At 37.3% G+C, this 25,059-nt stretch carries 23 protein-coding genes; 14 read left to right on the forward strand and 9 right to left on the reverse strand.

Going from position 1 to position 25,059, the window contains the following annotated elements; genetic code table 11:
• Positions 1 to 252: 252 nt before the first annotated feature.
• The 8 genes from EXE09_RS06760 to EXE09_RS06795 form a co-directional block, all read right to left on the reverse strand.
• Positions 253 to 735 carry a lytic transglycosylase domain-containing protein gene (locus EXE09_RS06760; RefSeq protein WP_130116818.1) on the reverse strand — a complete coding sequence of 161 codons (483 nt, stop codon included), beginning with the start codon at positions 733 to 735 and terminating at the stop codon, positions 253 to 255.
• Positions 736 to 936: 201 nt separating this feature from the next.
• The gene (locus EXE09_RS06765) at positions 937 to 1,527 is read right to left on the reverse strand and encodes a hypothetical protein (RefSeq protein ID WP_130116760.1); all 591 of its coding nucleotides are present in this window, start codon (positions 1,525 to 1,527) and stop codon (positions 937 to 939) included.
• Positions 1,528 to 1,585: 58 nt separating this feature from the next.
• Positions 1,586 to 2,530 carry a phosphatidate cytidylyltransferase gene (locus EXE09_RS06770; RefSeq protein WP_130116761.1) on the reverse strand — a complete coding sequence of 315 codons (945 nt, stop codon included), beginning with the start codon at positions 2,528 to 2,530 and terminating at the stop codon, positions 1,586 to 1,588.
• Positions 2,527 to 3,177: a lysophospholipid acyltransferase family protein gene (locus tag EXE09_RS06775; RefSeq protein ID WP_171478618.1), complete on the reverse strand. Its 651-nt coding sequence runs from the start codon at positions 3,175 to 3,177 to the stop codon at positions 2,527 to 2,529. The genes EXE09_RS06770 and EXE09_RS06775 overlap by 4 nt, the downstream gene beginning before the upstream one ends.
• Positions 3,178 to 3,258: 81 nt before the next feature.
• Entirely contained in the window at positions 3,259 to 3,693 is a 435-nt protein-coding gene (locus EXE09_RS06780) for a hypothetical protein (protein ID WP_130116763.1), read from the reverse strand.
• Complete coding sequence (locus EXE09_RS06785; RefSeq protein ID WP_130116764.1) at positions 3,690 to 5,057, reverse strand: phosphatase PAP2/dual specificity phosphatase family protein; 1,368 nt, start codon at positions 5,055 to 5,057, stop codon at positions 3,690 to 3,692. Before EXE09_RS06785 ends, EXE09_RS06780 begins: the two co-directional genes overlap by 4 nt.
• 95 nt (positions 5,058 to 5,152) lie before the next feature.
• Positions 5,153 to 6,901, reverse strand: a complete 1,749-nt coding sequence (locus EXE09_RS06790; RefSeq protein ID WP_130116765.1) for a bifunctional alpha/beta hydrolase/class I SAM-dependent methyltransferase — start codon at positions 6,899 to 6,901, stop codon at positions 5,153 to 5,155.
• A gap of 26 nt (positions 6,902 to 6,927) precedes the next feature.
• Positions 6,928 to 7,572, reverse strand: a complete 645-nt coding sequence (locus EXE09_RS06795; RefSeq protein WP_130116766.1) for a CDP-alcohol phosphatidyltransferase family protein — start codon at positions 7,570 to 7,572, stop codon at positions 6,928 to 6,930.
• Between the two features lie 161 nt (positions 7,573 to 7,733).
• Between EXE09_RS06795 and ybaK the strand changes: the two genes are divergently transcribed.
• Positions 7,734 to 8,201, forward strand: a complete 468-nt coding sequence (gene ybaK / locus EXE09_RS06800; protein ID WP_087551906.1) for a Cys-tRNA(Pro) deacylase — start codon at positions 7,734 to 7,736, stop codon at positions 8,199 to 8,201.
• Positions 8,202 to 8,241: 40 nt separating this feature from the next.
• On the opposite strand, the gene EXE09_RS06805 is transcribed toward ybaK, so the two are convergent.
• On the reverse strand, positions 8,242 to 8,931 hold the full coding sequence (locus EXE09_RS06805; RefSeq protein ID WP_130116767.1) for a hypothetical protein: 690 nt from the start codon (positions 8,929 to 8,931) through the stop codon (positions 8,242 to 8,244).
• 709 nt (positions 8,932 to 9,640) lie between these two features.
• Here EXE09_RS06805 and EXE09_RS06810 point away from each other — a divergent pair.
• From EXE09_RS06810 to EXE09_RS06870, 13 genes are all read left to right on the forward strand, one after another.
• Positions 9,641 to 11,434 carry an IucA/IucC family protein gene (locus tag EXE09_RS06810; protein WP_130116768.1) on the forward strand — a complete coding sequence of 598 codons (1,794 nt, stop codon included), beginning with the start codon at positions 9,641 to 9,643 and terminating at the stop codon, positions 11,432 to 11,434.
• On the forward strand, positions 11,427 to 12,878 hold the full coding sequence (locus EXE09_RS06815; RefSeq protein ID WP_130116769.1) for a lysine N(6)-hydroxylase/L-ornithine N(5)-oxygenase family protein: 1,452 nt from the start codon (positions 11,427 to 11,429) through the stop codon (positions 12,876 to 12,878). The genes EXE09_RS06810 and EXE09_RS06815 overlap by 8 nt, the downstream gene beginning before the upstream one ends.
• Complete coding sequence (locus tag EXE09_RS06820; RefSeq protein WP_130116770.1) at positions 12,875 to 14,719, forward strand: IucA/IucC family protein; 1,845 nt, start codon at positions 12,875 to 12,877, stop codon at positions 14,717 to 14,719. Before EXE09_RS06815 ends, EXE09_RS06820 begins: the two co-directional genes overlap by 4 nt.
• 72 nt (positions 14,720 to 14,791) lie before the next feature.
• Positions 14,792 to 15,472 (forward strand): GNAT family N-acetyltransferase, encoded by a 681-nt coding sequence (locus tag EXE09_RS06825; protein ID WP_130116771.1) that lies wholly within the window; start codon positions 14,792 to 14,794, stop codon positions 15,470 to 15,472.
• On the forward strand, positions 15,469 to 15,849 hold the full coding sequence (locus EXE09_RS06830; protein WP_130116772.1) for a hypothetical protein: 381 nt from the start codon (positions 15,469 to 15,471) through the stop codon (positions 15,847 to 15,849). Before EXE09_RS06825 ends, EXE09_RS06830 begins: the two co-directional genes overlap by 4 nt.
• Complete coding sequence (locus EXE09_RS06835) at positions 15,837 to 17,081, forward strand: MFS transporter (protein WP_130116773.1); 1,245 nt, start codon at positions 15,837 to 15,839, stop codon at positions 17,079 to 17,081. Before EXE09_RS06830 ends, EXE09_RS06835 begins: the two co-directional genes overlap by 13 nt.
• An 18-nt stretch (positions 17,082 to 17,099) precedes the next feature.
• Positions 17,100 to 19,361 (forward strand): TonB-dependent receptor, encoded by a 2,262-nt coding sequence (locus EXE09_RS06840; protein WP_130116774.1) that lies wholly within the window; start codon positions 17,100 to 17,102, stop codon positions 19,359 to 19,361.
• Positions 19,362 to 19,458: 97 nt separating this feature from the next.
• On the forward strand, positions 19,459 to 20,763 hold the full coding sequence (locus EXE09_RS06845) for an MFS transporter (RefSeq protein WP_130116775.1): 1,305 nt from the start codon (positions 19,459 to 19,461) through the stop codon (positions 20,761 to 20,763).
• Positions 20,764 to 21,210: 447 nt separating this feature from the next.
• Positions 21,211 to 21,885, forward strand: a complete 675-nt coding sequence (locus EXE09_RS06850) for a 2'-5' RNA ligase family protein (protein ID WP_130116776.1) — start codon at positions 21,211 to 21,213, stop codon at positions 21,883 to 21,885.
• Positions 21,873 to 22,397, forward strand: coding sequence for a bifunctional adenosylcobinamide kinase/adenosylcobinamide-phosphate guanylyltransferase (cobU, locus tag EXE09_RS06855; RefSeq protein WP_087551915.1), 525 nt, complete (start codon positions 21,873 to 21,875; stop codon positions 22,395 to 22,397). The genes EXE09_RS06850 and cobU overlap by 13 nt, the downstream gene beginning before the upstream one ends.
• 100 nt (positions 22,398 to 22,497) lie before the next feature.
• On the forward strand, positions 22,498 to 23,550 hold the full coding sequence (gene cobT / locus EXE09_RS06860) for a nicotinate-nucleotide--dimethylbenzimidazole phosphoribosyltransferase (RefSeq protein ID WP_130116777.1): 1,053 nt from the start codon (positions 22,498 to 22,500) through the stop codon (positions 23,548 to 23,550).
• A gap of 37 nt (positions 23,551 to 23,587) precedes the next feature.
• The gene (locus EXE09_RS06865; protein WP_130116778.1) at positions 23,588 to 24,214 is read left to right on the forward strand and encodes a histidine phosphatase family protein; all 627 of its coding nucleotides are present in this window, start codon (positions 23,588 to 23,590) and stop codon (positions 24,212 to 24,214) included.
• Positions 24,211 to 24,951 (forward strand): adenosylcobinamide-GDP ribazoletransferase, encoded by a 741-nt coding sequence (locus EXE09_RS06870; RefSeq protein WP_130116779.1) that lies wholly within the window; start codon positions 24,211 to 24,213, stop codon positions 24,949 to 24,951. The genes EXE09_RS06865 and EXE09_RS06870 overlap by 4 nt, the downstream gene beginning before the upstream one ends.
• The last annotated feature ends 108 nt before the right edge of the window (positions 24,952 to 25,059 follow it).

Here is a 25,059-nt window from a genome sequence, read left to right on the forward strand (position 1 = left end):
CTCGACCTACTTTTTTTTTTCGGAAAAATGAGCAGTGAAACTGCGCAAGGAAACCACCTTGCGAAGCTTCGCTTCTCACCGCAAAACTCGATAACTACCATCTTTTGATTGATATATCGCAGAAACATTAACTTACAGATGTAGTCCTGCCTCAAACACGTTGCGGATGACGTTAGCGCGTATCCAATTTTATTGAAAAAAAAAGTGTTTTGATGTTGCTGTATAAAATTAGTCGTTAAGGATAAGCAACATTTACAAAGCTGATTTTAAATTCTTCTCATGCTGTTTGACTTGTTTTGCGTATTTTTTACCTTGTTTGCGCATTTTACGATTTGTCTCGTAATTGGTTGGTCCAACATTGTAATATGCCAAGGCTTTTTTCCAACTGCCCGCTGACTGATTGTATTTTGCTAAAATCATAGTGCCACATTGCACATTAACAAACTCATTGAATAAGTCACCAGGACATGATTGTTGCCAATAACGTGGCATGACCTGAGTGAGTCCAACAGCACCCGCAGAAGAAGTCACATAACTACGATAACTTGATTCTTGGCGAATGGTGGCTGCGAGTAATAACGGGTCGACATTGTATTGATCGGCATTTTGCACAATGATGGGTGAAACACGATTTGCCACATCAGATGAAACGGAATAGGCTTTTTGAATACCACCAGAAAGTTTTGCTGCACGTTTTTGAACTGAGCCACCGCCTAAAGAAGAACATGCTGTCATTGCAAGTGTTAATGTAATTATTGAAGCAACTTTTAAATGATGAAAATTCAAAACACGACCAATTAGATTATTCCAAAGTTACTCGATCTTAAGTTGCCGTCCTATACCTGTCAATGCGAGATAACTCAAGGTTTATAGTTGAATTGTATCTATTTCCCAACGTTATTCGCACAAGTTTGGCAACTTAAAATCATCAATTTGCTATTTATTAGAACTGACTTGATGCTGTTTTAGCATGATAGCTAACATCAATTGGGCTGGGTTTTGAGGTGCATATACGACTTGAAATTGATTATTTCCACTTTTTTCGTACACAGCATAGTAAACAGGAATCACCAGCTGATTGTTTTTGATCGAGAGTAAATCTTGTTGAGGTAAGTCTTTACTAACTTCAGTTAAAGCATTTTGATCAACGTGTTGTTGAATCACACCTTCACAAATATAGTCCGCACCTTCAAACTGTGAAATTAGGTAATCTCTTTGTTCATTCTGTTGAGGTTCAGAGGCTGAACAGGTATTGCCAGTTGATTTTGAAGTATTAATCTGCTTGATATCTGCGAGTGAAACTCCAACAATGGACTGTGTTTGAAGATTCGTTTGCTTGCCATCAGGACCGAACTGATTTTGTACTTGTTCCATAGATGTAAATGGCTTTGTATTTACTTGTTTAGCATAAAGTTTTTTGACAGCATCTACGGCTTGTTTGTTATTACAACCAGAACCTTCAAATAGACTACAACCTTGCAATACGATCATCATGCCAAACAGTGAAATTGTTGTTTTCATATACATTGTTTTAAACCCCTTATCCATTAAGCTTTGTCTTTAAATTTGCGATTTAAACTTTGTGTTAACTCCACCAATATCTCAAGATATGGAAGAAGATCGGTGCAGAAAAGCAAATAGAATCAATACGATCTAACATACCGCCATGTCCATGAATGAGTTGCCCCCAATCTTTAACACCACGGTCACGCTTGATTGCAGACATCACTAAACCACCAAAGAAACCGAAAATACAAACAATCAATCCAATTACAGTCGCTTGGAAGTAGGTGAATGGGGTGAGCCATGACATTGCCACACCAAGCGCTGTCGCTAAAATGATGCCGCCAAGGAGTCCTTCAACAGTTTTGGACGGTGACAATACTGGTGCAACTTTATGCTTGCCAAAAAGCTTACCACACACATATTGCAAAACATCGGATGCTTGTACGACCATAATCAGCCAAATTGCCAACCAAATCGGTTCACCTTTGAAAGCAGGTAATTTCAAATTCAGTAAAGCAGGAACATGTGAAATGCAGAACACACAGACCATCAAGCCCCATTGAATTTTTGAGCTTCGTTCTAAGAAATGTTTGGTATCTTCTTGTTTTAAACTGGCAATTGGAATCAGTAGAAATACGTATAAGGGAATAAAAATTGAATAAAGCCCGTACCAATCTGTATAAATTAAAAAATACTGATAGGGAATAACAAAGTAAAAGCTAATCAATAAAGGGAAATAGTCACCACGCCGTGTTGGCAATAGACTAATAAATTCACGTAAAGCAAATAACGAAATAATCCCAAACAATACGATAAATGCAGTTTTACCCAGAGCAATTGCCGCGCCAATCACGATGAGCATGACCCACCAAGCATTGATACGTGCATTGAGGTTATCAATAACAGATGAGGGTTGATCTCCAGTTCTTTGCTTGAGAACAAAGCCGACACTGGATGCAAAAATCAAAATACCTGCGAAAATACCAAATAAAAGATAGGTCTTATCTAGATTGTCTAAAATCATTGATTTTCAACCTCTTTTAATTCTAACAACTTACTTTGTGCATAGTCGATAAAGGCTGTCTTTTCTAATTCTAAGTGCTGTTCTAAAGGGCAACCAAAACAAACCGTTGAAAGTAAGGGTAAGGGAATAAAAGCACCTTTGGGCATGACACGTCTTAAATTGGAAATCCATACAGGAACAATTTCAATCTCAGGAAATTGCTTATGTAGGTTGTATAAGCCACTTTTAAAAGGCAATAAATCAATATCGTCATTCAGATTGCGTGTGCCTTCAGGGAAGAAAATAATCGAATAACCTTGTTCAAGCGCTTCTTTGATCGGTTGTAATGGATCGGCATTATTTTCACGATTGCGCTGAATCGTCACACCATTAAAAGTATCTTTAATTAAGAATTGGCGAAAACCATCTTTGAGCCAATAGTCTGAAGCAGCAACGGGTTTGGTTTTACGACGCATTAATTTAGGTAATGAAGACCACAATAAAATAAAGTCGATATGGCTATTGTGATTGGCATAATAAATACGTTGTTTCATGTTAGGTTGGCAACCAATCCATAAACTGCGTGCACCAGTCAGTAAGCGCGCACCTCGACGTGTTAAAAATGCGATAAAACGTGCAATCGAACTAGAAGCGATATTGGTTTTCACATTTTCACTCGTTTTTACTGATGATCGTGTAGTCTGTTCTGGTATTTGATTCATTATTGAAGCCAATTGATATTGAACAATTTATTGTGCAAGTAATCTATAGATTAAAATGATTAAAACAAAATATTGCAGTAACAGCAAAGCAATTTGTATTTTTAATAGTTTAAAACAACCTGCGAAGCGTACTGACCAATCACGTCCTGCTTTAGATTCGGGCATGAGTTTCATTGATACTAAGCTTTGGTCAAATTGTTGGGTTAAGTTTTCAATGCTTTCGATTTTTGATTCTTGTGCCATCATTTCAAGGAGTTGAGCATCGAATTTCACACGGAAGGAAATATAGTGGTGTGTAAAAGATAATAACAACGTAATGACAATGAATATCCAAAACTCAATGGATTGCCAACCTTTAAGTAAAATCGCAATTATTGAAAGCGCAAAAGCCAAATAGCCTGAAAATAATAAAGCTGTGGTAGAAGATAATAATTTAGCCACTACAAAGAAGTTCATCTTCATGGTGCTAAACCTTTGAGTTTGAGTTGGTAAATTTGTAATTCCTCAATTTGTGGCTCTTTTAATACCACCCACGGACGTGCTTTTTGTATCAACTCAACAGCTTCTTGGACATTTCCAACATGCTTTTGCTGTATTAACCATGCAGCAAGTAAAGCGCTACTGCGTGAATAGCCTAAAGCACAACAGACTAAAATTTTAGAATCTGTGTGATTTAATTCGTTCAATTGTGCATTGAAATATTCCACAGCATATTGAAGCTGATTGGCTTGCAATGGAATTAAATCCAAGCTGAGATATTGCTTATATTCACTTTTATGCGTTACTGAATCATGTTTTAAAGGCAGTTCCGCAACACAGTCAAAGATGGCTTGATATTGTTGAGTATCGTTTAAGTTAGGAATACGCCCGATATAAATCTGTTTATTTTCAATTTCGATAATAAATGAATCTTCAGGATGCTTTCTCGTCCAGATGCGACTATTCAACCATGCAAATATAAGATAAGGCGCTAAAAGGATTTTTGCCGCAATGGTCATATTGCCATCACTTTGTTTTTGCATAAAATGAGGACGAACAAGGCTATAACTATGCGCCACAATAAATAAGCTCACAGCAGGATATATAAACCACAATCCCCATGGTCGTAGTTCATAAGCTAAAATTCCGCAGATCACCACACCGCACATGTAGTAACTTCCCAGCTTTAAATGCTTAGACGTTAAAAACTGGATACCATCTTTTTTAAAAGGTGATTTAACTGAAACTGGGAATAACCATAGACAGATCACACCAACTAAAACTCCTGTTGGAACATCTATAAAATGGTGTTGCCATGTGGTCAGTACGGATATACCGATTAAAAAACACCATAGATCAACGAGGTATTTCCAAGTACCTTGTACATGTCTGCGATAAAAATCCCAAAGAATGACTAGAAGAACAATGTGTAAAGAAGGCATTTGGTTAAAGGGTTTATCGAAGCCCATGAGTACATCGAACCATAAGCCAAAGAATCCATCCAAAGCTGGTCGGTCAAAACTGAATTTTAGGGGAAATAAGAGAAAGCACGTAATACTAATAATTTGTGCGAGAAGTAGGCGTGAAGCTTGTTGCCGAAGTTCAAATTTATTCCAACAGATTAATAATGAAAGCCCGTAAAATAGGTCAATTGACCAGTAAGGTACAATCGTCCAAGCCCACAGCGGAATATGTTTTTCCCAGTCAAATACGATACTGGGTACATGACTCAATCCTGACGCATAATGGTTGGCAAAACCATAAGTCAGGAAGAAGAATGGCGCGAGGAATACTAAACACAAGATTCCCCATTTCCATGTGCCTTTTTCTTTATCGAGTGTCTGCATACATATTCCATGACTTATTATTTTAATATATAAAAGTTGAATTATTTCAGAAAGGTAGATGGTCAATCATTTTAAACCTCTACCTTTATGTCACTTTACAGCTTTTGCGCTACAGAAACAGTAAATATTCCAAATTCATCGATACATTGATCAACTTTTTTAAAGCCTGCAGCTTCAACTAAAGCATCCATTTCAGCTTGAGAGCGTAAACGCATGACCCAAGCATCACCTTCACGGTGTGAGGTAAGCGCACGAGCAATAAACTCTTGTTGTGGATGCCAAATTTGACCGGTATAGATCAGATAGCCATCTTTCAAAATTGCCTTACTTAAACCCTCTAATGATTGACGAAGCAAATCATTATCACTAAACAATTCATATAAACCTGAAACGACAGCCAGTGATGGTTTTGGTTTTACCGAAGCCAAAGATTGTGTATCAAAGGCATCTGCTTTGATAAATTCAGCAATCTCAGCTAAACCACGATCTGCAATCATTTGCTGACCCGCTTGCACATTGATCTCACTATAATCTCTTAGCAAAATAGAATCAGGCTGTTTTGGTAATTGCGCAACAGCATCTAAAATATAACGACCATGACCAGAAGCAATATCCATAATTCTTAAAGGCTTACGCTTTTTAACAAGGATCTCAGCGTATTTTTGAACCAAAAGCTCAATGTTTTGCTTACGGACACGGATTCCACGCCAACCAATCGCATTCAAATATTGACGGTCGATAATTTTACCAATCGGATTACCACTTTCTGTTTGATTACGATAAACAAAGTCTAAGGTACTACCTGAGTCATAGCCTGTATCTTCACCAATTTTTAAGCCTGTAGATAAATGACTACCAATTTTCAAATTCTTTTTAGTCATTTCCCAAAAGATATTTTTAATTGATTTATTCGGTAATGGTGAACTGAGATCTTCTGCAATGGCACAACTGACACCAATTTTATCGGCATTTAAAACATCAGGTGCTTGATATTCAACAGCAAAACATTGTTGGATAAAACGACGGATTTTTTCAGTGGCGATATAGCGATCTTTTTCACCTAAAGTGTCATGGAAGAAACCATCTAAGACATGAAACTCTTTTTTAGGATGTGGAAGTTTTTGATAGAACTCTCGTTGTGGTTTTTGGAAAACCACCAAGTCTGAACCTGAGCACAGCACTTGAGTTGGTACAAAGATATTTTGCGAGTCTGCCACAATACGTTTAGAGGCATCATATAAGCCGAGTAACATACGCACAGAAATCGCTTTGGCAATTTTTGGATCTGTATCATAGCTTGTTGCACGTTCTTCATCATGAGTCAGCATTTTGGCTTTGACATAGCTTTGAATGAAGAAATTGCCACGTACCTTTGCCATGACTCTTAAACTTGGTTCAGCAAAAGGCACATAGAGTTTAATGTCAAAAGCAGGCGAGGCGAGGCACAATGCACGAATTTTCGGCGCATAATCATGTACCCACGTGGCAGCGAGAACCGCACCGACACTTTGTGCAACCACAGCAATATTTTGCGCTTCAATTCCATAATTTTGTTCAATATGCTGTACAAAATATTGAATGTCTTTGACACATGCTGAAAAACTCGGCGCATCACCACGTTCGCCAGCAGTATTACCGTGACCACGTGCATCCCATGCAAAAAAGTCGAATTCTGGTAAATTCAGTTCATTGACCAAATGCGCCATACGGTCAGAATGCTCATGACCACGATGGAATAAAATGATGGCTTTTTTAGGCTCAGAAACAGACGCTGTTTTCCAATGCTGATAAAAAATCTCAGTGTTATCATGCGTGGTGAATGTGTGGTGACTGTTGTTATACATTGTTGGATACCCTAAATTTTTAAAAATTAAACTGACGAAGTGGTCGATTTCAAACTGTTTTTAATACGGTTATAAATTGTCAAAATAAGTAATAATCCGATAAGGCAGAGTATGCCGTTACAAATCCAACCGAGCAGTTGCAGATTTGTACTGAATATAGGAAATATCACGATAATTACAGTGATTAAACTTAACCAAAATGCGCGGTCACTTTTCCCCATTGGTCCATCGTAGCGACGTTCTTGACCAATCAGTGGTGCCATTACACCTGTGTATTCACTTAAAATGGCGAGAAAAGCAATCAAGAGTAAGAGCGGTGTACTGATAAAGCTAAACACAGCTAAACAGATATAGAGTGCAGTGTCGGAAATCACATCACACAATTCATTGTAAAAAGCACCTAAATTGGATTGTTGTTTAAACTCACGTGCGAGCATGCCATCAATTGCGTTAAATGCCATCCGAACCAGCATCCATACAGGAAAGATCAATAGCCATACATTCGGTGCAACATCGAGAAAATAGACATAAATAAAAATGGCGATTGCAATAGAAATGAACATCGCCAAAAGGGTGATTTGATTCGCTGTGACTCCTGCATTAAATAGCTTTTGCACAAAGGGGCGTAATAAGTTTTGAAATGCAGGTTTTAACTGGTAAATGGATGGCATTGTTCTATTAAAATTAGCTATTTGAATGGATTTTAAGCAAATAATTGATTGTTTGACAAGATTTAATTTTCAGGATTAAAAATAAGCAAAGTTATTTTTAAATTTGTGCGAATCGTCCTATAATTTTATCCATTCTAGAATTAATCATTTTGCTATCTATCATGACACCTGCTTGTAAAGTTTTAAAATCTAATAAAATTGAATTTTCTATTCATGAATATGAACATGATGTGAATGCAAAAAGTTTTGGTTTGGAAGCCGCAGAAAAACTGGGTTTAGACGTTGAAGAAGTGTTTAAAACCTTGATGGTCACTGATGATAAAAATTATTTTGTTGCGGTATTGCCTGTTAATCATCAGTTGAATTTAAAGAAAGTTGCCAGTGCTTTTGGTTGTAAAAAATTACACATGGCAGATCCTAAAGATGCTGAGCGTTTAACAGGTTACTTGGTCGGTGGTATTAGTCCAGTAGGACAGAAAAAGCGTTTAAAAACGGTGATTGATGCAACTGCTGAATCCTTAGCTAAAATCTATGTCAGTGGTGGTAAGCGTGGCTTGGATATTGGACTAAAACCACAAGATTTGGCAAAAGTTTTAGGTGCAAGTTTTGTTGATGTTTTAGATGAGTAAGTTTTCATATTTTTCAATATTGGAGTAGTAATTTATACCTTTATGATTTGGTGCATTTAAAGAAGCCTCTAATTTCTTCGTAAAAAAGAAATTCAATAATTACTTGCTGTCCAAGACCTCCGTGATCATAAATCCTATATTGAAAGACATTAGGCACAGGCCCTTTAAATTTAATTTCAAACATATCAAATAAATTTTTATTCAATACATATAAGTCTTGGATTTGTTTTTCATCATTATTATTTTTTTGAATAAGAACATCTAAGTTTACGTAATACTTCCCTGTAAGTTTTTTCTGGTAATCATTAAAATATAGTGCACAACCTAATTTTTCTAAAGAATTAAAAATGATAGACGCAGATTGTTTGAAGAAGATTAAGCCAGAATTAATTTGCTCACCTGTAGTATTAATATAAGTAGCAGGTACTATTTGATTGATTTGGTTTGAAAAAGAACCGATCTTTCTTTTGAAGTTCACAGAATCTCTATTTAAAAACTGGTCTTTAAGAATTTTAAAGGGTCTATTTTCCTGAATCGGTTGTGATAATAATAGCTGTAAAAGAATTACATCAGCTTGACTTAAATCTTGATTATGTTCTTTACAAGATGGAACGGTGATTAAATCTGAGCGAAATTCATTTCCTTTTGGGAATAAACATTTAGGAGGGGCATGCTCTTTTGAAACTACAGGCTTATCGCACATATAGCATGTGTTAGCTGTTATGCTCATATCATTTCGGAGTTATATTTAAAGTGTTCTATTTTAACTAATTATTAATATAATGGTACAACTTTAGTCAGTAATTTGTGTTGTAATTTAAATTAATATTATAAATATTTACCCAAATTTATTGTGAGTAATTATGACAGGTTGATATTTGTTGTTTATAAATTTTTATATAGTAAATCAGATAAATATATAAGATAGAGATACAGAACTTTGATCATTAAGTTTAAAAAAATGGATGAAAACAGACTTTTTCTTTAAAAGAAACTATGGATAATAATTTGATTCTTAATGAAAATTTAAAAAAAATCCACAAAAAACATAGGTAAGGTATATTTGAAAAAATGTATAAAAACTAATTGTGAGTAAAGCAGATGAGTTGTTTCAGCTCCTATAAAATAGAAACTATAAAAAGCTGTGTATTTCAAAAAAATGAATAATTAGATGAAATCTACCAATGATAAATGAGAATATTATCATTTATAACTATGACAATTTTAGTGATAAAAATATTAGAAAAAATAAATATAAATTTTAACTTTTTTAAATTCATTTAGTTAATTACAAGAAAACAGAAATGATACAAACTTGCGTTTAAAAATGAGAATCATTAGCATTATTAGTGTGTTTTAGAGCACATTTGAGAAAAATCATAAATTAATTTGAAACTTTTTAGTGCAGTAAAAAGTCTTGTACAGAGGAATCTGGTCAGATGAAAGAGCTTGCCAGCCGTTTGGCGATGCAGCACCTAATCAATGCATATTCACAAGAAACAGGTTGTGGAATTTTGCTTGAAAAATATCAACAAAATTCAACCCAATTGACGTTTAGCCAAGGCATGACGTTATTAATGATCCCTTTGGATTCCATCCAATCTCAATTATATGTCCCGTTGTCTTATAGCAGTTTAGTTGGACGACACCGTATCGCGAAACTGCCACAGATCCTGAACAAAGGGCAGGTACAAAAATACAGCCACATCGCAATAGTCGCATTACTTTTAGACGAATTAGTACAAAATTCAGAAGTTACATTAGACGCATCATCACTTGTGGAAAAGTGGATACAAAGCCGTGACGCATTAACTGCATTTTTAACACATCGTGAACATGATTTTGATTCACTCATTCAAGCCAAACAAGATTTTATTTACACAGAACAAGCCTTAATTTTAGGGCACAGTATGCACCCAGCGCCAAAGAGTAGATTAGGCTTTATTCATGAAGATTGGCTGAAATATTCACCAGAAAATAAAGGTTTAACACAACTGTATTTCTGGTTGGTTGATCAAGAATATTTTGCAGAAGGCTCTGCTGAAGAAACTCAAATTTCTAAACAACTCAAGCAAGAAATTCGTTGGCATTTGAATGAAGCAGAATTAGAGCAACTACGAACCTATTCAAATTATCAATTACTCACATTGCATCCTTGGCAAGCACGCTATTTACAAAGTAAAGATTGGTATAAAGCGCTTAAAGCCAAGAAAAAAATCATCGATTTCGGTGAGAAAGCATGGCAATTTTCACCAACGACATCGGTGCGAACTTTAGCAAGTTATCAAGCGCCGTGGATGGTGAAACCATCATTATCCGTAATGATTACCAATTCTATACGGGTTAATTTAGCCAAAGAGTGTCATCGTGGTGAAATGACACATCGTTTGTGGAATGGTCGATTCGGTAAGAACATTCTAAAACATTGTCCAACTTTAAAAGCCGTCAATGATCCTGCTTGGACAGCACTAAAAATAGATGGAAAGATTATCAATGAAACCATCTGTATTTTTCGAGATCAGCCATTTGACAAACAACAGCAAGTGACTTGTATTGCCTCACTGTGCCAAGACCATCCAAGTCAGGATCTAAATCGTTTTGATCATTTATTTGAAAATATTGCACATGCTCAACCTGAGTTAAGCCTAGAACAGATTGCACTGAATTGGTTTAAACAATTTTTAGAAATCAGCTTAGTACCGATGATGTACCTATATCATCGCTATGGTATGGCGTTTGAGTCTCATCAGCAAAATGTTTTAGTTGAGTTGGAAAATCATCAACCAAAGAATTTATGGTTACGTGATAATCAAGGCTTTTACTATATAGAAGAATACGCCACAGAAATTTTAAAAGAATTTCCTGAACTTGATGTTAAAGCGCATGCAGTCGGTTCAAAAGCCTTTGTTGATGAGCGCTTTAGTTATTATTTCTTTGGTAATACTTTATTTGGCATTATCAATGCAATCGGTGCAACAGGTACTGTTCATGAACAACAATTGCTCGATATTTTACGTGATCAAATTACTGATTTATTGGAACAATATCCTGAAAGTAGCTTGTTAAGCAGTTTATTGTATCAACCGACATTGCCTTATAAAGGTAATTTACTTACTCGTTTGTATGAATTAGATGAACTCACCGCACCTGTAGAACAACAGTCTATTTATATACAGCTTCCGAATCCTTTATTTCAAATGGTTCAAACTGAAAAGGATGCTGTATATGCTTGATTTTATAGGTGTAGGTCTAGGACCATTTAATTTAAGTTTAGCGAGTTTGTTACATCAAAAGTCAGATTTAGACTATCTATTTTTTGAGAAAAAAGCGCAATTCGACTGGCATGCGGGGATGCAACTTCCACATACCGTTTTACAAGTGCCGTTCATGGCAGATTTGGTGTCAATGGTTGATCCAACCAGTCCCTTTAGTTTTCTCAATTATCTCAAAGCACAGCAACGGTTATACAAATTCTATTTTCTAGAACAGACACATATTCCTCGCCGTGAATATAATCATTATTGTCAATGGGTTGCTGATCAAATTGAGCAAATTGAATATTTATCTACTGTGACTTCGATTCAGCCCGTAGAAAATGGTTTTGCGGTTAGCGTGATTCAAGATGGTACAGAAAATCAATATTTATGCCGTAATCTTGTATTGGGTGTCGGCAATATTCCTTATCTGCCCAAGTGTTTACAAAGTTTGATAAAAGCTCATCCTGAGCGCTGCATCCATTCCTCACAGTATTTAGATGATTCTCATCGAGCCTTAAAAGGCAATATTGTGGTACTTGGATCAGGGCAATCTGCTGCTGAAGTTTTTTTAGATTTATTCGATCAACAATATGACTATGATCGTCAGCAGAAAGCACAATTCAATCTGCATTGGCTTACTCGTGCTAGTGGTTTTTTCCCAATGGAATATGCGCCTTTAGGATTGGAGCATTTTAGCCCTGACTATTTACGTCATTTCTATCAGTTTGATGAATTAAATAAAGATCTCCAGTTAGGTAAACAATCGCTGTTATATAAAGGAATTAGTGCGCAAACCATTCATGAGATTTATCAAAAGTTGTATCACCGTAGTATCGGTGGACAACCATCATCTACGCATCTACATAGCCAAGCGAATCTCATAGATGCCACTTTTACGGATTTAGATCAGGTCAAGTTGGTATTTCAAGACCGTGTGACTTTAAAACAATTCTCAATTGATGCTGATTTTGTCGTCAGTGCGACAGGCTATCACACCCCTGAATTTGAATTTTTGAAACAACTCAAAACGCATATTCAAACCAATGCGCAAGGGCGTTGGCAGATTAGTGAAGACTACCGTGTTGTACATGATGCAGTCGGTGAAATATTTGTACAAAACATGGAAATGCATACACATGGTGTTGGTGTGCCTGATCTAGGTTTAGGAGCGCATCGTGCAGCGACGATCGCCAATCAATTGCTCGGTTATACGCAATATGATTTAGGCAATACAGCACAATGTTTCCAACACTTTAATCCATTCCAAAATCCTGAAGTCAATGCTTATCAATCAAAGTCTATTTCACAGTTAAGCATGGCTCAGACCAATCAAGCTTTTCAGCAAGTCAAAAACCAACAGCCTCATTCCAAAGAGATCAAACATACAACACACCCATTTTTTGAGAAGAACAGAATATGACATTTGCTAAATTACAAATTACGCAAAAACAGTGGCGTAGTGCAGGGCAACGTTTAATTGAAATGGCGATTGCAGAGTTCTTATATGAAGAAATTATTCAGGTTGAGCATTTAACTGAAAATGCATTTCAATTGACACTGGCTGAATGTACTTATCAATTCAAAGCCAAACAGTATTTATTGGGACATTGGCTGATCGAAGAAGGTTCAGTGCGAGAATTAAGTGATTTGGAAAATCCTGCTTGGAATTTACATCAATTTATTGCTGCTTTTTCCAAACAAGCTGAAGTGAAACCTTTTACTAAAGCTTATTTAATCAAAGAAATGAACAATACGTGGCTCGCAGAAGCACATGTATTTGATGAAAATCGTTTAACGAGTGATGCAGTCCTGACTGAACCTCATCATCGTATTGAAGGAATGTTACGTGGTCATCCTTGGCTGATTATGAGTAAGGGACGGATGGGCTTCGGCTATGATGACTATCTCAGTTCAGCGCCAGAGCTTTCCCCAAACGTTAAAGTTTTATGGTTAGCAGTTCATCAAGATTTAGCCGAGTTTCGTTCGACCACTGAGTGGCAAGCGGGTGAACTTTATCAACATGAATTTGATCAAGAGGAGTTGCTCAAGTTCCGTGAAAAAATGCAAACTTTAGCGCTTAACCCTGAAAATTATTATTTAATTCCTGTACATACATGGCAATGGCACCAATGGATTGTGCCTACATATAGCAATGAAATTGTGGATCAAAGAATCGTAGAGTTAGATATTGGGCAAGATGATTATGTACCAATGCAGTCGATTCGCACATTATGCAATACAACGAACTCACAACGTCATTACATTAAGTTACCTGTCAGCATTTTCAATACGGCAGTTTATCGTGGCTTGCCCTCTAAACGTAACTTAGCTGCACCTGCTGTTACAGGTTGGCTCAAAAATATTCTCAAAAATGATACCGATTTAGAAAAAACAGGTGTGGTATTCCTTGGCGAAGTTGCGACTTTAACCATTCAACAACCCTGCTATGACCAAATTGATGGTGCGCCGTATCAGTTTAAAGAGTTATTCGGTTGCTTGTGGCGAGAAAGTGTTGATCCTTATTTAAAACAAGGTCAACAGGTATTTTCACAAGCAGGGCTTTTACATCGAGATATTCAAGGACAATCCATCCTTGATGTTTTAATTCAAGCTTCTGGTTTATCTCCTTTGGCATGGTTAAAAAAGTTTGTTGAAGTGAGTGTTACACCTTTACTAATTTGCCTTTATAAATATGGGCTTGCATTCTCACCACATGGTGAAAATACCATGTTGATTCATGAAGATGGTGTTCCGAAAGCGATGGTGTTGAAGGACTTTATAGACGATGTAAATTTAGTCGATGAGGATTTTCCTGAACTTCACGATTTACCTGAAGAAGGCAAAATTCTTCTGCGTCATTCAGCATTAGAACTCAGCCATTTTATCTTCACTGGTTTGTTTATGGTGCATTACCGCTATATCTGTAATGTATTTCTGCAAGATTATCCGCAACATTCAGAATTAGAGTTTTGGCAAACTGTTTCAAGTGTCATCGCCGAATTTCATGATCAGCATCCTGAACTGGCAGAGCGAATTGCCAAATTTACGGTGTTTAGAAATGAATACGACAAAATTTGTCTGAATCGCGTTCGCCTATTCACCACCAGTTATAACGATGAAGCCGAGCGTCCAGTTCCAGTCTTTTTAGATCCGATCGCCAATCCTGTGAGTCCCAATACGCTTAAAAATTGGGAAAGTTTAAGTAAAACACAATCATTTCAAAGACAAACATCAGCAAAGCGTCAAACAGAACTGAGCTAATTATCAATATTGAATAACAACCGATTTAAGTAAGTGATTTAAATAAATTCTAGATTGAAATAAGGACAGATGATGAAAACATTATCACAGCAACTGCCAGATTTTTATGAATACTATGAGAATGAGACGCAATTCTATTTGCGTCAAATGCAATATCCTGAAGATATGGCAATGGTACATCGTTGGATGCATGAACCCCATGTGATTCCACAATGGCAATTAAACAAATCTGAAACTGATTTGAAAGTCTATTACGAAAAAATGCTTTCAGATGATCATCATCGTATTTTGATTGTCGGTGTAGATGGTCAAGATGTGGGATATACCGAAATTTATGAGGGCAAGCGTGATCGCTTAGGGCGCTATTACGATGGACATGAATTAGATCTAGGTTGGCATTTACTTTTTGGGGAAAAATCAGCTTTTGGCAAAGGTTATCTTCGTGCTGTGATGCGCTTATTAAGTTTCTATATTTTTGAAAATGCAGGGTCTCTCAAAATCGTAGGAGAGCCTGATTCTAAAGTAAAACCTTATGCTGCTGTGGTTGAAGAACTTTGCTATGAAGCACAGGGCATTATCCCGATGCCTGAAAAAGATGCCATGCTCTATTACTGCTTCCGAGATACTTTTTATGCCAAGTTTGGTCACTATTTAATTGAATCTACAAAATATTTAGACACAGTTCAAAAAGGTGGCGCTAAACAAACTCAACATGAACGTGATACTACGAAGCAGGTTGAAACAAGTTTATGAGCTATCGTTCAACCCATATTCAAATCATCGACATGCAATTTTCAGGAAATGTATCTATCGAGGAATTTCAACTGTGGCTCACTCAAGTCGAAACATTGATTGTACAAAAACAAGATTTTGTTTTAGTGATGCAAACGGATGTTGAAACAACATTTCCTGAGCAATATCGAGCATTGCAAGCGACTTGGTATAAGAAATTTAAAAGCGATTTTTTTAAATATTGCATCGGTTTAGTCCGTTTAGCGCAAGATGAAGCAGATCGTGAACGTTTAAATACACCTGCATTAAATGCTGCTTGGCGTGTTCCTTATTATGTCACTTTAGATCACGCAGATGCTTTGCAATGGGCAATGGGGCGATGGTCATGCAAAAAATAAATTCGAATCATACGGCTGTTTCAGTCACCCAACTTTCAAAAATGAGCCTGACGGTTGTCGTCATTCTTTATTTGGCACATGCCTTACCATTGTATTTTTATAATGTAGCTTTACCCGCGATTCTAAGACATCAAGGTGTGGATCTCCGTTGGATTGGGATGTTGTCACTGCTTTATATTCCTTGGGCATTTAAATTCTTTTGGGCACCACTGATTGATCGTTTTTATCTTAAAAAATTAGGTAAGCGCAAAACATGGTTGCTATTCACTCAAATTGCTTTAGTGATCGGTGTTTTAGCACTGGCATTTACCCAATTCTCCTATGGTTTCACAGTCTTCATTGTGATTGGGTTATGGATTTCTACTTTTGCTGCTACACAAGATATCGCCATTGATGGTTATACCGTCGAAGCTTTTTCTGAGTCTGATTATCGCTTGGGGAGTATGGCACAAAGTATTGGTGTTGCGCTTGGAAGTATGGTGGGTGGAGCTGTGACTTTGTGGTTATACCAATATCATGGCTGGCGAATTGCGCTGACTTGTCTCGCCACGATGACAGCATTGACCATGTTTGCAGTATTTAGGATTCAAGAAAAAGCAGATGTTCAAATAGCCAAAACACCACCGAGTTTAATCCGAGCATTTAAACGACCTGAAATTCGTTGGGCATTATTGCTGATTATTTGTTATCGCTTTGTTGAAGCACCTGCAATGGCAATGCTCAATCCAATGTTGATTGATCAAAAATGGTCACTGTCACAGATTGGCGTATTGATGTCGGTTGTTGGAGCAGGTGTAGGTTTACTGGCTGCGGTGTCTGCAGCATTTCTCCTTAAAAAACTCAAAGCAACACAATTACTGGTCTGGGCTGGTTGGTGTAGAACCGTGGTCTATGGATTATTGGGCATGGCGATCATCTTCGGATGGCTGAATCAATGGCACTTATTATTGGGCGTCTTTGTTATTGCATTCCTTGCCATACGCTATATCGCGATGACTTCGCTCTATGCCCATTTCATGCAAAGTAGTTCTAAGGAACAAGCGGGTACGGATTTTACCATTCTTGTTTGCTTTGAATTATTGGTCTATTTCATTGGCGGTGCGACATCAGGCTTTCTTGCGCAATCGTTTGGTTATGGAAAGTTCTATATCGTTCTTGCACTGGTATCTGTGCTGAGTGTGGTGCTTTCACAAATCATTATTTTCAAATCACAAAAAACTCTAAATCCATAAATAAATGGGGCATTCGTAATGAAAAAAATATCAATTCAATTCCAAGTAACTTGCTTAAGTTTGGCGATTTGCACACAACTCTATGCTCAGGACTCAACAGCTAATTCAAGTAGTCATACTGAAAATTCAGTGACTCAACTTGCGCCGATTGTGGTGACAGCGACTCGATCTGCACAAAGCATTGCTGATATTGCAGGGACGGTATACAGCATTGACCGTACACAAATTGAAAAACAAGCCAATGCAGGTAAAAGTACCGCAGATATTTTAGGTTTATTGGTGCCGTCATTAACCCCAAGCAGTGGGACAACGTCAAACTATGGCATGAGCATGCGTGGTCGTGTGGTGCAATATATGATTGATGGTGTACCCCAAACTGGCTATCGCGATGGCTCAAGACAGCTCAATAGTATTAGTCCGACCATGATTGAACGTATCGAGGTGGTGTCAGGAGCAAGTAGTATTTATGGTTCAGGGGCGACAGGTGGAATCATCAATATTATTACCAAGAATGGTGGCGAAGAACCTTTAAGTTTTGAAACTAAACTTGGTGTAACCTCAGGTGATAATTTTAAAAGTGATGCAATGGCGTATGAAGCGTCACAGTCGGTTTCATTCAATCAAGGCGCTTTAAAAGGTTCTTTGGGTGTAGGTTACGCCAAACGTGGTGAAATTCAAGACAGTCATGGTGACCGAATAGGCCCTGAAGTTGCACAAACAGATCGTCAAGATACCGATACGATCGATGTCAATGGTCGTTTAACGTGGAAAATTGCAGATGGTCAGAGCTTAAGTTTTGGAGCGCAGTATTACAATGACGAACAAGACAGTGACTATGGTCCAGATTATGGTAAAAATTTAGCAGTACTATTTGGTGCAGCACCAAGTCAAAAAGCTGTGAAAGGTTTGCAACTCGATACCCAACCACAGACAGAGCGTTATAGTTTCAATACCCAATATCAAAATGATGATTTCTTCACTCAAATTTTAAATGCAGAAGCGTATTATCGTAATGAACAGGCTCGTTGGTATCCTGCTGTAAACCCAATTGCGCATAGCGCATTACCAAAAGATAGTAAGAATAACTACTTGGTATATCAATCTGATACGGATATTGATGTTTGGGGAGCACGTTTAGCACTTCAAAAAGACTTTGATTTGCAAGGTCGAAAACTTGGACTGACTTATGGTCTTGATTATGAAAATGAACAAGATCGACAAAATATTCAACGCTATGATTTAGCCACTTTTATGGCAAGTAATGGTCTTAAATTTAAACCGCAACAGCGTTATGGTTTTGGTCCCGATGTTGAAACCAGTAAATTGGGTGCATTTATCCAAAGTCACTATGATTTGACGGATCGTATTGGTTTACAAGCAGGAATACGTCATGAACGAGTAGAGAGTGATGTATCGAGTTCAGTACCTTATACAGAAGCGATCATTGCTCATGATGTTGCCGATTATCAAGCCAAATCTTTAAATGGTGGCACGGTAAAACATGATGCGACATTATTTAATATCGGAGCGGTTTATCATCTGACAGATGCTCAACAAGTCTTTGCAAACTTCTCACAAGGTTCAAACTTGCCAGACGTACAGCGTATGTTACGTGATGTTCCTGCAAACTTTGTTGTAAATAGCCAAACGATTGATCCAATTAAAGTGAATAACTATGAGTTGGGTTGGCGTATACAAACGCCTAAAGGGTTTAATGCAGGTTTAACTGCGTTTTATAATGATTCAGATAAAAGTCTTAAATTTGGCGCACCTAATTACACCATTGAAGTCTTAGATACTGATGAGCGTGTTTATGGGGCAGAAGCCAATATTGCTTATCCAGTATCACCAAATTGGACAGTCGGCGGGACAGCTGCCTATACTTCAGGACAATTTAAAAATAGCAATGGTAAATGGCAAGAACTGGATGCGATTCGTGTAGCGCCGTTAAAAGGGACAGTATATTCAGACTGGCAGTTCAATGATGGTTTAGGGCTTCGTGTTCAAGCGCTTGCTATTGGTGGTACAGATAAAGCACGCCAAGATGCAATCGACAACGGCTCGACACGTCCACCTGCGGAAATCAAAGGTTTTATCACCATGGATGTGATTACCAATGCTAAAGTCGGTTTGGGGACTTTAGGTTTTGGTGTGTATAACGTTTGGAATAAAGATTATAAATCGGTTTATAGCCAAGCCGTGTCAACGGTATATGGTGCAATTTCTAGTTTGCCTGCGCAAGGTCGTACTTATGGTCTGACATATACCATGAAGTATTAATTTTCAAAGCCTCTTTCATATTAGGAAGGGGCTTTATTTTTAAACGCGGTTTTTAACTTTTAAATTTATGTTTAATATTTCTATGTACTGAGATGAAATGAATAAAAATAATGATAAAACACTGTGGATTTTATTATCTGCAAGTCTGGCGAATGGTGTTAGCTTTTCAATGATTTTACCTTTACTTGCCCCACTTATTCGCCAATTACACATGACAGAGTTTCAAGCAGGGCTTTTGGTTTCAGTCAGTGCTTTATTGATGAGTTTGACTGCGATGTGGATTTCAAAAAAAGCACATTGGCAAAATCAATTCTATTTACTCAGTATCGGCTTTATTGGGATGACCATCACGTGGGGATTATTTTCTGCTGTGCTGAGTTATGGTGTTACTTATAGCATCGCGATGAGTCTGCTATTCAGCTTACTTTTAGTGACTCGAACCAGTACAGGAATTTTTATGGCAATGCCACAAATCGCACTACAAAGTTTTGTCATGACCTCATGTACTGAGGAGAAACAACGTAGTCAAATGATGGCGAAATTTGGATCATTAAATAGTGTGGGTTTAATTCTTGGTCCATTGGTCACGACTTTATTGATCGGATGGGGGATTCTCGTTCCGATGTGGTTGGCGGTGATAATTTTAGCGCTGATGAGTATTATCATTGTATGTTTATATCCAAAAGAACAGTTTAATCATCAGGCTAAGATTCATGATGGCTCAGTTCAAGCGACCACAGGACAACAGCAGAAGATTCATCAAAAACAAGAGACTTATTTACAACGAGAAGGTAATGTCGTTGCACACTCACAACAGATTAAGCTTCAACAAGACAGCATAAACAAAGCAATCATTTGGTTGATTTTAGGATTTAGTCTATATATCGCGATTGTGACTTTAAATTTAACTGCTGGATTTTATATCCAAGATAAATTTCAACTGAGTATTCCACAAAGTGCGATTTACTTTTCACAATGTTCACTCATTGTGGGAATCGCATTGGTCATGATGCAAATCGCTATTTCTAAATGGTTAAAATGGTCATTACAACAACTGCTTTTTGTCGGGCTGAGTAGCATGTTGCTTGGTTTAGGGATTTCTATTGTCAGTGCCAATATTCTCATTTTTCAAAGTGCTTATATTTTTTATGGAATTGCAGTGGCATGTTTAATGCCTGCTTTTACCACAGGTGCTGCGCAATCTGTTGCGTTGAATTTACAAACTAAAATTGCAGCACTTTGTACTATGGTTCAAGGTTTAAGTTTGGTCGTCGCCCCATTATTGAGTACAGCTTTATATCAATTCGATATGATTTTTCCTTATTACATGCTGATCGGAATTTTTATTCTATTTTCAGGATATTTCGTCGTATTAAGATTAAAAACTGGAAAGTATGAATAAGGATTTAAACTGAATAACTAATGTTACGCAGTAACATAAAAATATTCCTGCTTCTCGATAAAATAGGATACGCGATAACGTCATCTGCAACGTGTCTGAGGCAAGACTACTTTTAATCAGATATGTTTCTGCGATCTATTCAATATCTTGACGAAAGTGGACGAGTTTTGCGGTGAGGAGCAACGCTCCGCAAGGTGGTTTTCTTGCGAAGCTTCGCTTCTCATTTTGCCGAAACAAAAGTGTGGTCGAGCCGAAGGCTAACCCCTAAATTAAAACTTTTGATGTAAGACTCCGCCAAGTAAACTTGAAAACAATGTTGTTCTTTTGAAGTGCGTAACATCAGTGAATAAAATTCAAGATTAATTGTACAACGCTCATTCAATTCAAGATCAAAAAAATCTCAATACATGGTTTAATAATGCGATTGAATTCGATGTGAATTTTCAGGTGTTTTTACAACCTCACAGTCTAACAGTTCCAACGGAAGCACATGATTATCCTGAATGGCACAAAGGGAGAGTGCGTTACGCATTGTGGTATTTGGAAATACAAGATCCTGAATTATTAGATTATTTAACTCAACTTCGGCAACATTTTGCGCCGTATTTGTTTCAACCCAATACCCGCCAGTTTCATATCACCTTATATATTTGTGGTTTTTTACTTGAAAATGAAGCGCAAGTAAATTTTGACGATGATTTTTCACAGCAACAATTTCAACAGCAAATGGAACGTTTAAAAGTACTTGAACTTAAACCATTCCAATTAAAAGTTGGACGCTTGAATAGTTTCAGTAGTGCCTTATTTCTAGAAATAGAAGATAATGAAAATAGCCTAAGCAAAATTAGAAATTCATTTTCTAAGTCTTCTCAAGAAATTGCTGCACTCAATTATTGCCCACATATTACACTGGGGCTGTATTCACAAGAGTTTGAATCAGATGAAATTTTTAAAATAATTGATTCTATACCACCGAAAACTTTTGAAATCAGTATCGATCAACTCAGTTTTGGTATTTACCAAGCCAACGTTTTACAAGGTCAGTTGATCACCTTACATCAGTTTCCGTTGATTCAACATCATAGGGAAAATTCTCAGGAGATTCATTCATGTTGCAATTAATCTTGGGTGGAGCGCGTTCTGGAAAAAGTCGTTTGGCAGAAAAAATTGCCAAAGATTCAGATTTGTCAGTGACTTATGTTGCGACTGCGCAAGTTTGGGATGATGAAATGCGTGATCGAATTGATCATCATCAAGCTCAACGTCCGCAAGAATGGCAACTGATTGAAGAACCACTATATTTAGCAGAATGTTTACAACGCATCGATCAGAATGCACCTGAAACAGGGCAAGTGATTCTAGTGGATTGTTTGACCTTGTGGATGAGTAATTTATTGATGAATGAAGATCAAAATTTACAATTGGCAGAATGTCAGAAGCTGTTAGCTGTTTTGCCAAAATTAAAGTCAGAGATTATTTTAGTCAGCAATGAAACTGGGCTAGGCGTAGTTCCGATGGGTGAAATTACCCGTAAATTTGTCGATGAGTCAGGTCGTTTGCACCAACAGCTCGGGCAAATTTCGGACAAAGTCATGTTTTGTGTTGCAGGTTTCCCGATGACCTTAAAAGGTTAATATATCAGGCTTTTCACACTGTTGTTTCAATAAATGTAACATCCGTTGTGATCAGCTATGAACAAATTATTTTTGAAGTAAAAATGAATAGGAATAGAAAATGAATTGGTGGTTAGATGCATGTCAAGTTCCCAATACTGAAATGCAACAACAGGCTGAACAACGTCAATTACAACTGACAAAACCAACAGGTTCACTTTCTGTTTTAGAAAACGTTGCGGTGCAATTGGCAGGTTTACAGGGCAAAGTAAAGCCAAGTGTAGATGCGCCGTGGATTACAATTTTTGCAGGGGATCATGGTGTGATGGCTGAAAATATTTCAGCCTATCCGCAAGCGGTGACTCGGCAAATGCTACAAAACTTTGCCACTGGCGGTGCTTGTATTAGCGTAATTGCCAAAGAGTATCATGCAACACTACAAGTGATTGACTGTGGTTCAGTGGGTGAAGCTTATGAATATGTTGGTGTTGAACGTCACTGCATCGCGCAAGGTACAGCAAACTTTGCACAACAGGTAGCAATGACTGAAGAACAGTGTATTCAAGCCATGAACCTTGGTCATGATAGTGTAGAAAAAGCCATTGTCAATGGCGCTTCGATTTATATTGCAGGTGAAATGGGTATTGGTAATACCTGTTCTGCATCGGCAGTCGCTTGTTTTCTATTGAATGAGCCTGCTGAAAAATTAACAGGTGTCGGCACAGGGATTCGCGCAGAGCAATTGGCACATAAGAAAGATATTATTCAGCAAGCAATTCAACTTCACCAAGACTATGTGGCGGATGATGCTTTTAAAGCCTTATGCGCCGTAGGTGGTTTAGAAATTGCTGCAATGACAGGCGCTTATATTCGCTGTGCTCAACGTGGCTTGCCAATGATCGTTGATGGGTTTATTAGCACTGTTTCGGCATTACTTGCGGTAAAAATAAATCCACAAGTACGTCAATGGATGCTATTTGGACACCAATCTGCTGAATATGGTCATCAACGCTTGTTGCAAGAGTTGGATGCTGATCCATTATTAAAACTGAATCTACGTCTGGGTGAAGGCAGTGGTGCAGGAGCTGCATTGGGCGTGATTAAATTGGCGTGTAGTTTGCATAACAACATGGCGACTTTTGCAGAAGCAGCGGTGATTGGTGAGAAGGTTTAAAACAATTCACGATTTGCATGTGAACAAAGGTAACTAAATGAAATTGAGGATTGATTTACTTCGTCATGGTGAAACCACGTTAAGTCACACATTACGTGGTTCAACGGATGATGAATTAACTGAATTGGGTTGGCAACAAATGCAACAGACAATTGATCAGCATGCAACTGTTGATCATCAATCTTCAATTTATAAACCTTGGAACGTCATATTTACCTCGCCTTTACAGCGCTGTTTTAAATTTTCAGAAAAGTTAGCAACTGCTTTAGATTTAGGATTGATCACAGATCCTCATTTACAAGAAATGCATTTTGGTGATTGGGAAGGAATTTCTACACAGCAAATCTATGATGAAAATCCTGAATTATTGGCAAATTTTTGGCAATTTCCAACACGATTTACACCACCCAATGCAGAAAAATTGATAGATTTTCAACAGCGAGTTTTAACGGCTATCACAGATGTTAGTTTGGAAATGCAACAAAAGAATCATCAAAATGCCTTGATTGTGACGCATGGTGGAGTGATTAAACTTTTGAAATGTCTGGCTTTGCAACAACCTTTAGATGATATTTTAAAAATGTCGGCAGAATTAGGGCAGCTCAATCGCTTTATATTGGATAGTGAAACGATGCAATTGGAATGGATAGAGAATAAAAAATGACACCTTTTTTAATCGCATTGCAATTCTTAACTACGTTTCCAATTCAACTCAAGGCAATGCCTAGTCCACAACAAAATGCGCAATCCTTATTGTTCTATCCGATCATTGGTTTATTGATAGGGCTGATTTTATTTGCAACTGTTTATTTTCTAAGTACTTTACCAATTATTTTACTTAGCACATTGATTTTAGTGTTATGGATTTGGTTAACTGGTGGTTTGCATTTAGATGGTTTGGCTGATACTGCGGATGCATGGGTTGGTGGTTTTGGTGACAAAGAACGAACTTTAAGCATTATGAAAGACCCTGCATGTGGTCCGATTGGGGTGTTAAGTCTAATCATTCTTTGTTTAATAAAATGGTCGGCACTGTATGTACTTTTAGAGAAAAAATTTTATTTGGCTTTAATTTTATTCCCGATTTTAGGGCGTTTAGCACCACTCTTCTTATTCCTTACGACTGAATATGTACGTGCAAAAGGTTTAGGGTCTTCTATTGCGCAATATATTCCCAAAACATGGGCAATGATTGTTTTTGCGCTGACACTTTTGGCGACAGGTTATTTTGTCTGGACTGGTTTGGCGACAGCGATTATTTTTATTCTCACTTTAATCTATTTACGCCATAAATTTGTTCAACGAATTGATGGTATTACAGGCGATACCGTGGGCGCGAGTATTGAAATTGTTGAAGCGGTGAGTCTATTGAGTTTTGTGGTATTGAGTTTTTATCTTTAATGTTTTTATCTTTAATTTTAACTGTGATATTTAGTGCAAGGTCTATAAAGATTGCTTTGGGCGTTTTTCTCATAGATCATCATGGTTAGAAAAGAGGCTTTATTTAAG

It is taken from the genome of Acinetobacter sp. WCHAc060025 (genome assembly GCF_004209355.1).
Lineage (GTDB): Bacteria > Pseudomonadota > Gammaproteobacteria > Pseudomonadales > Moraxellaceae > Acinetobacter > Acinetobacter wuhouensis.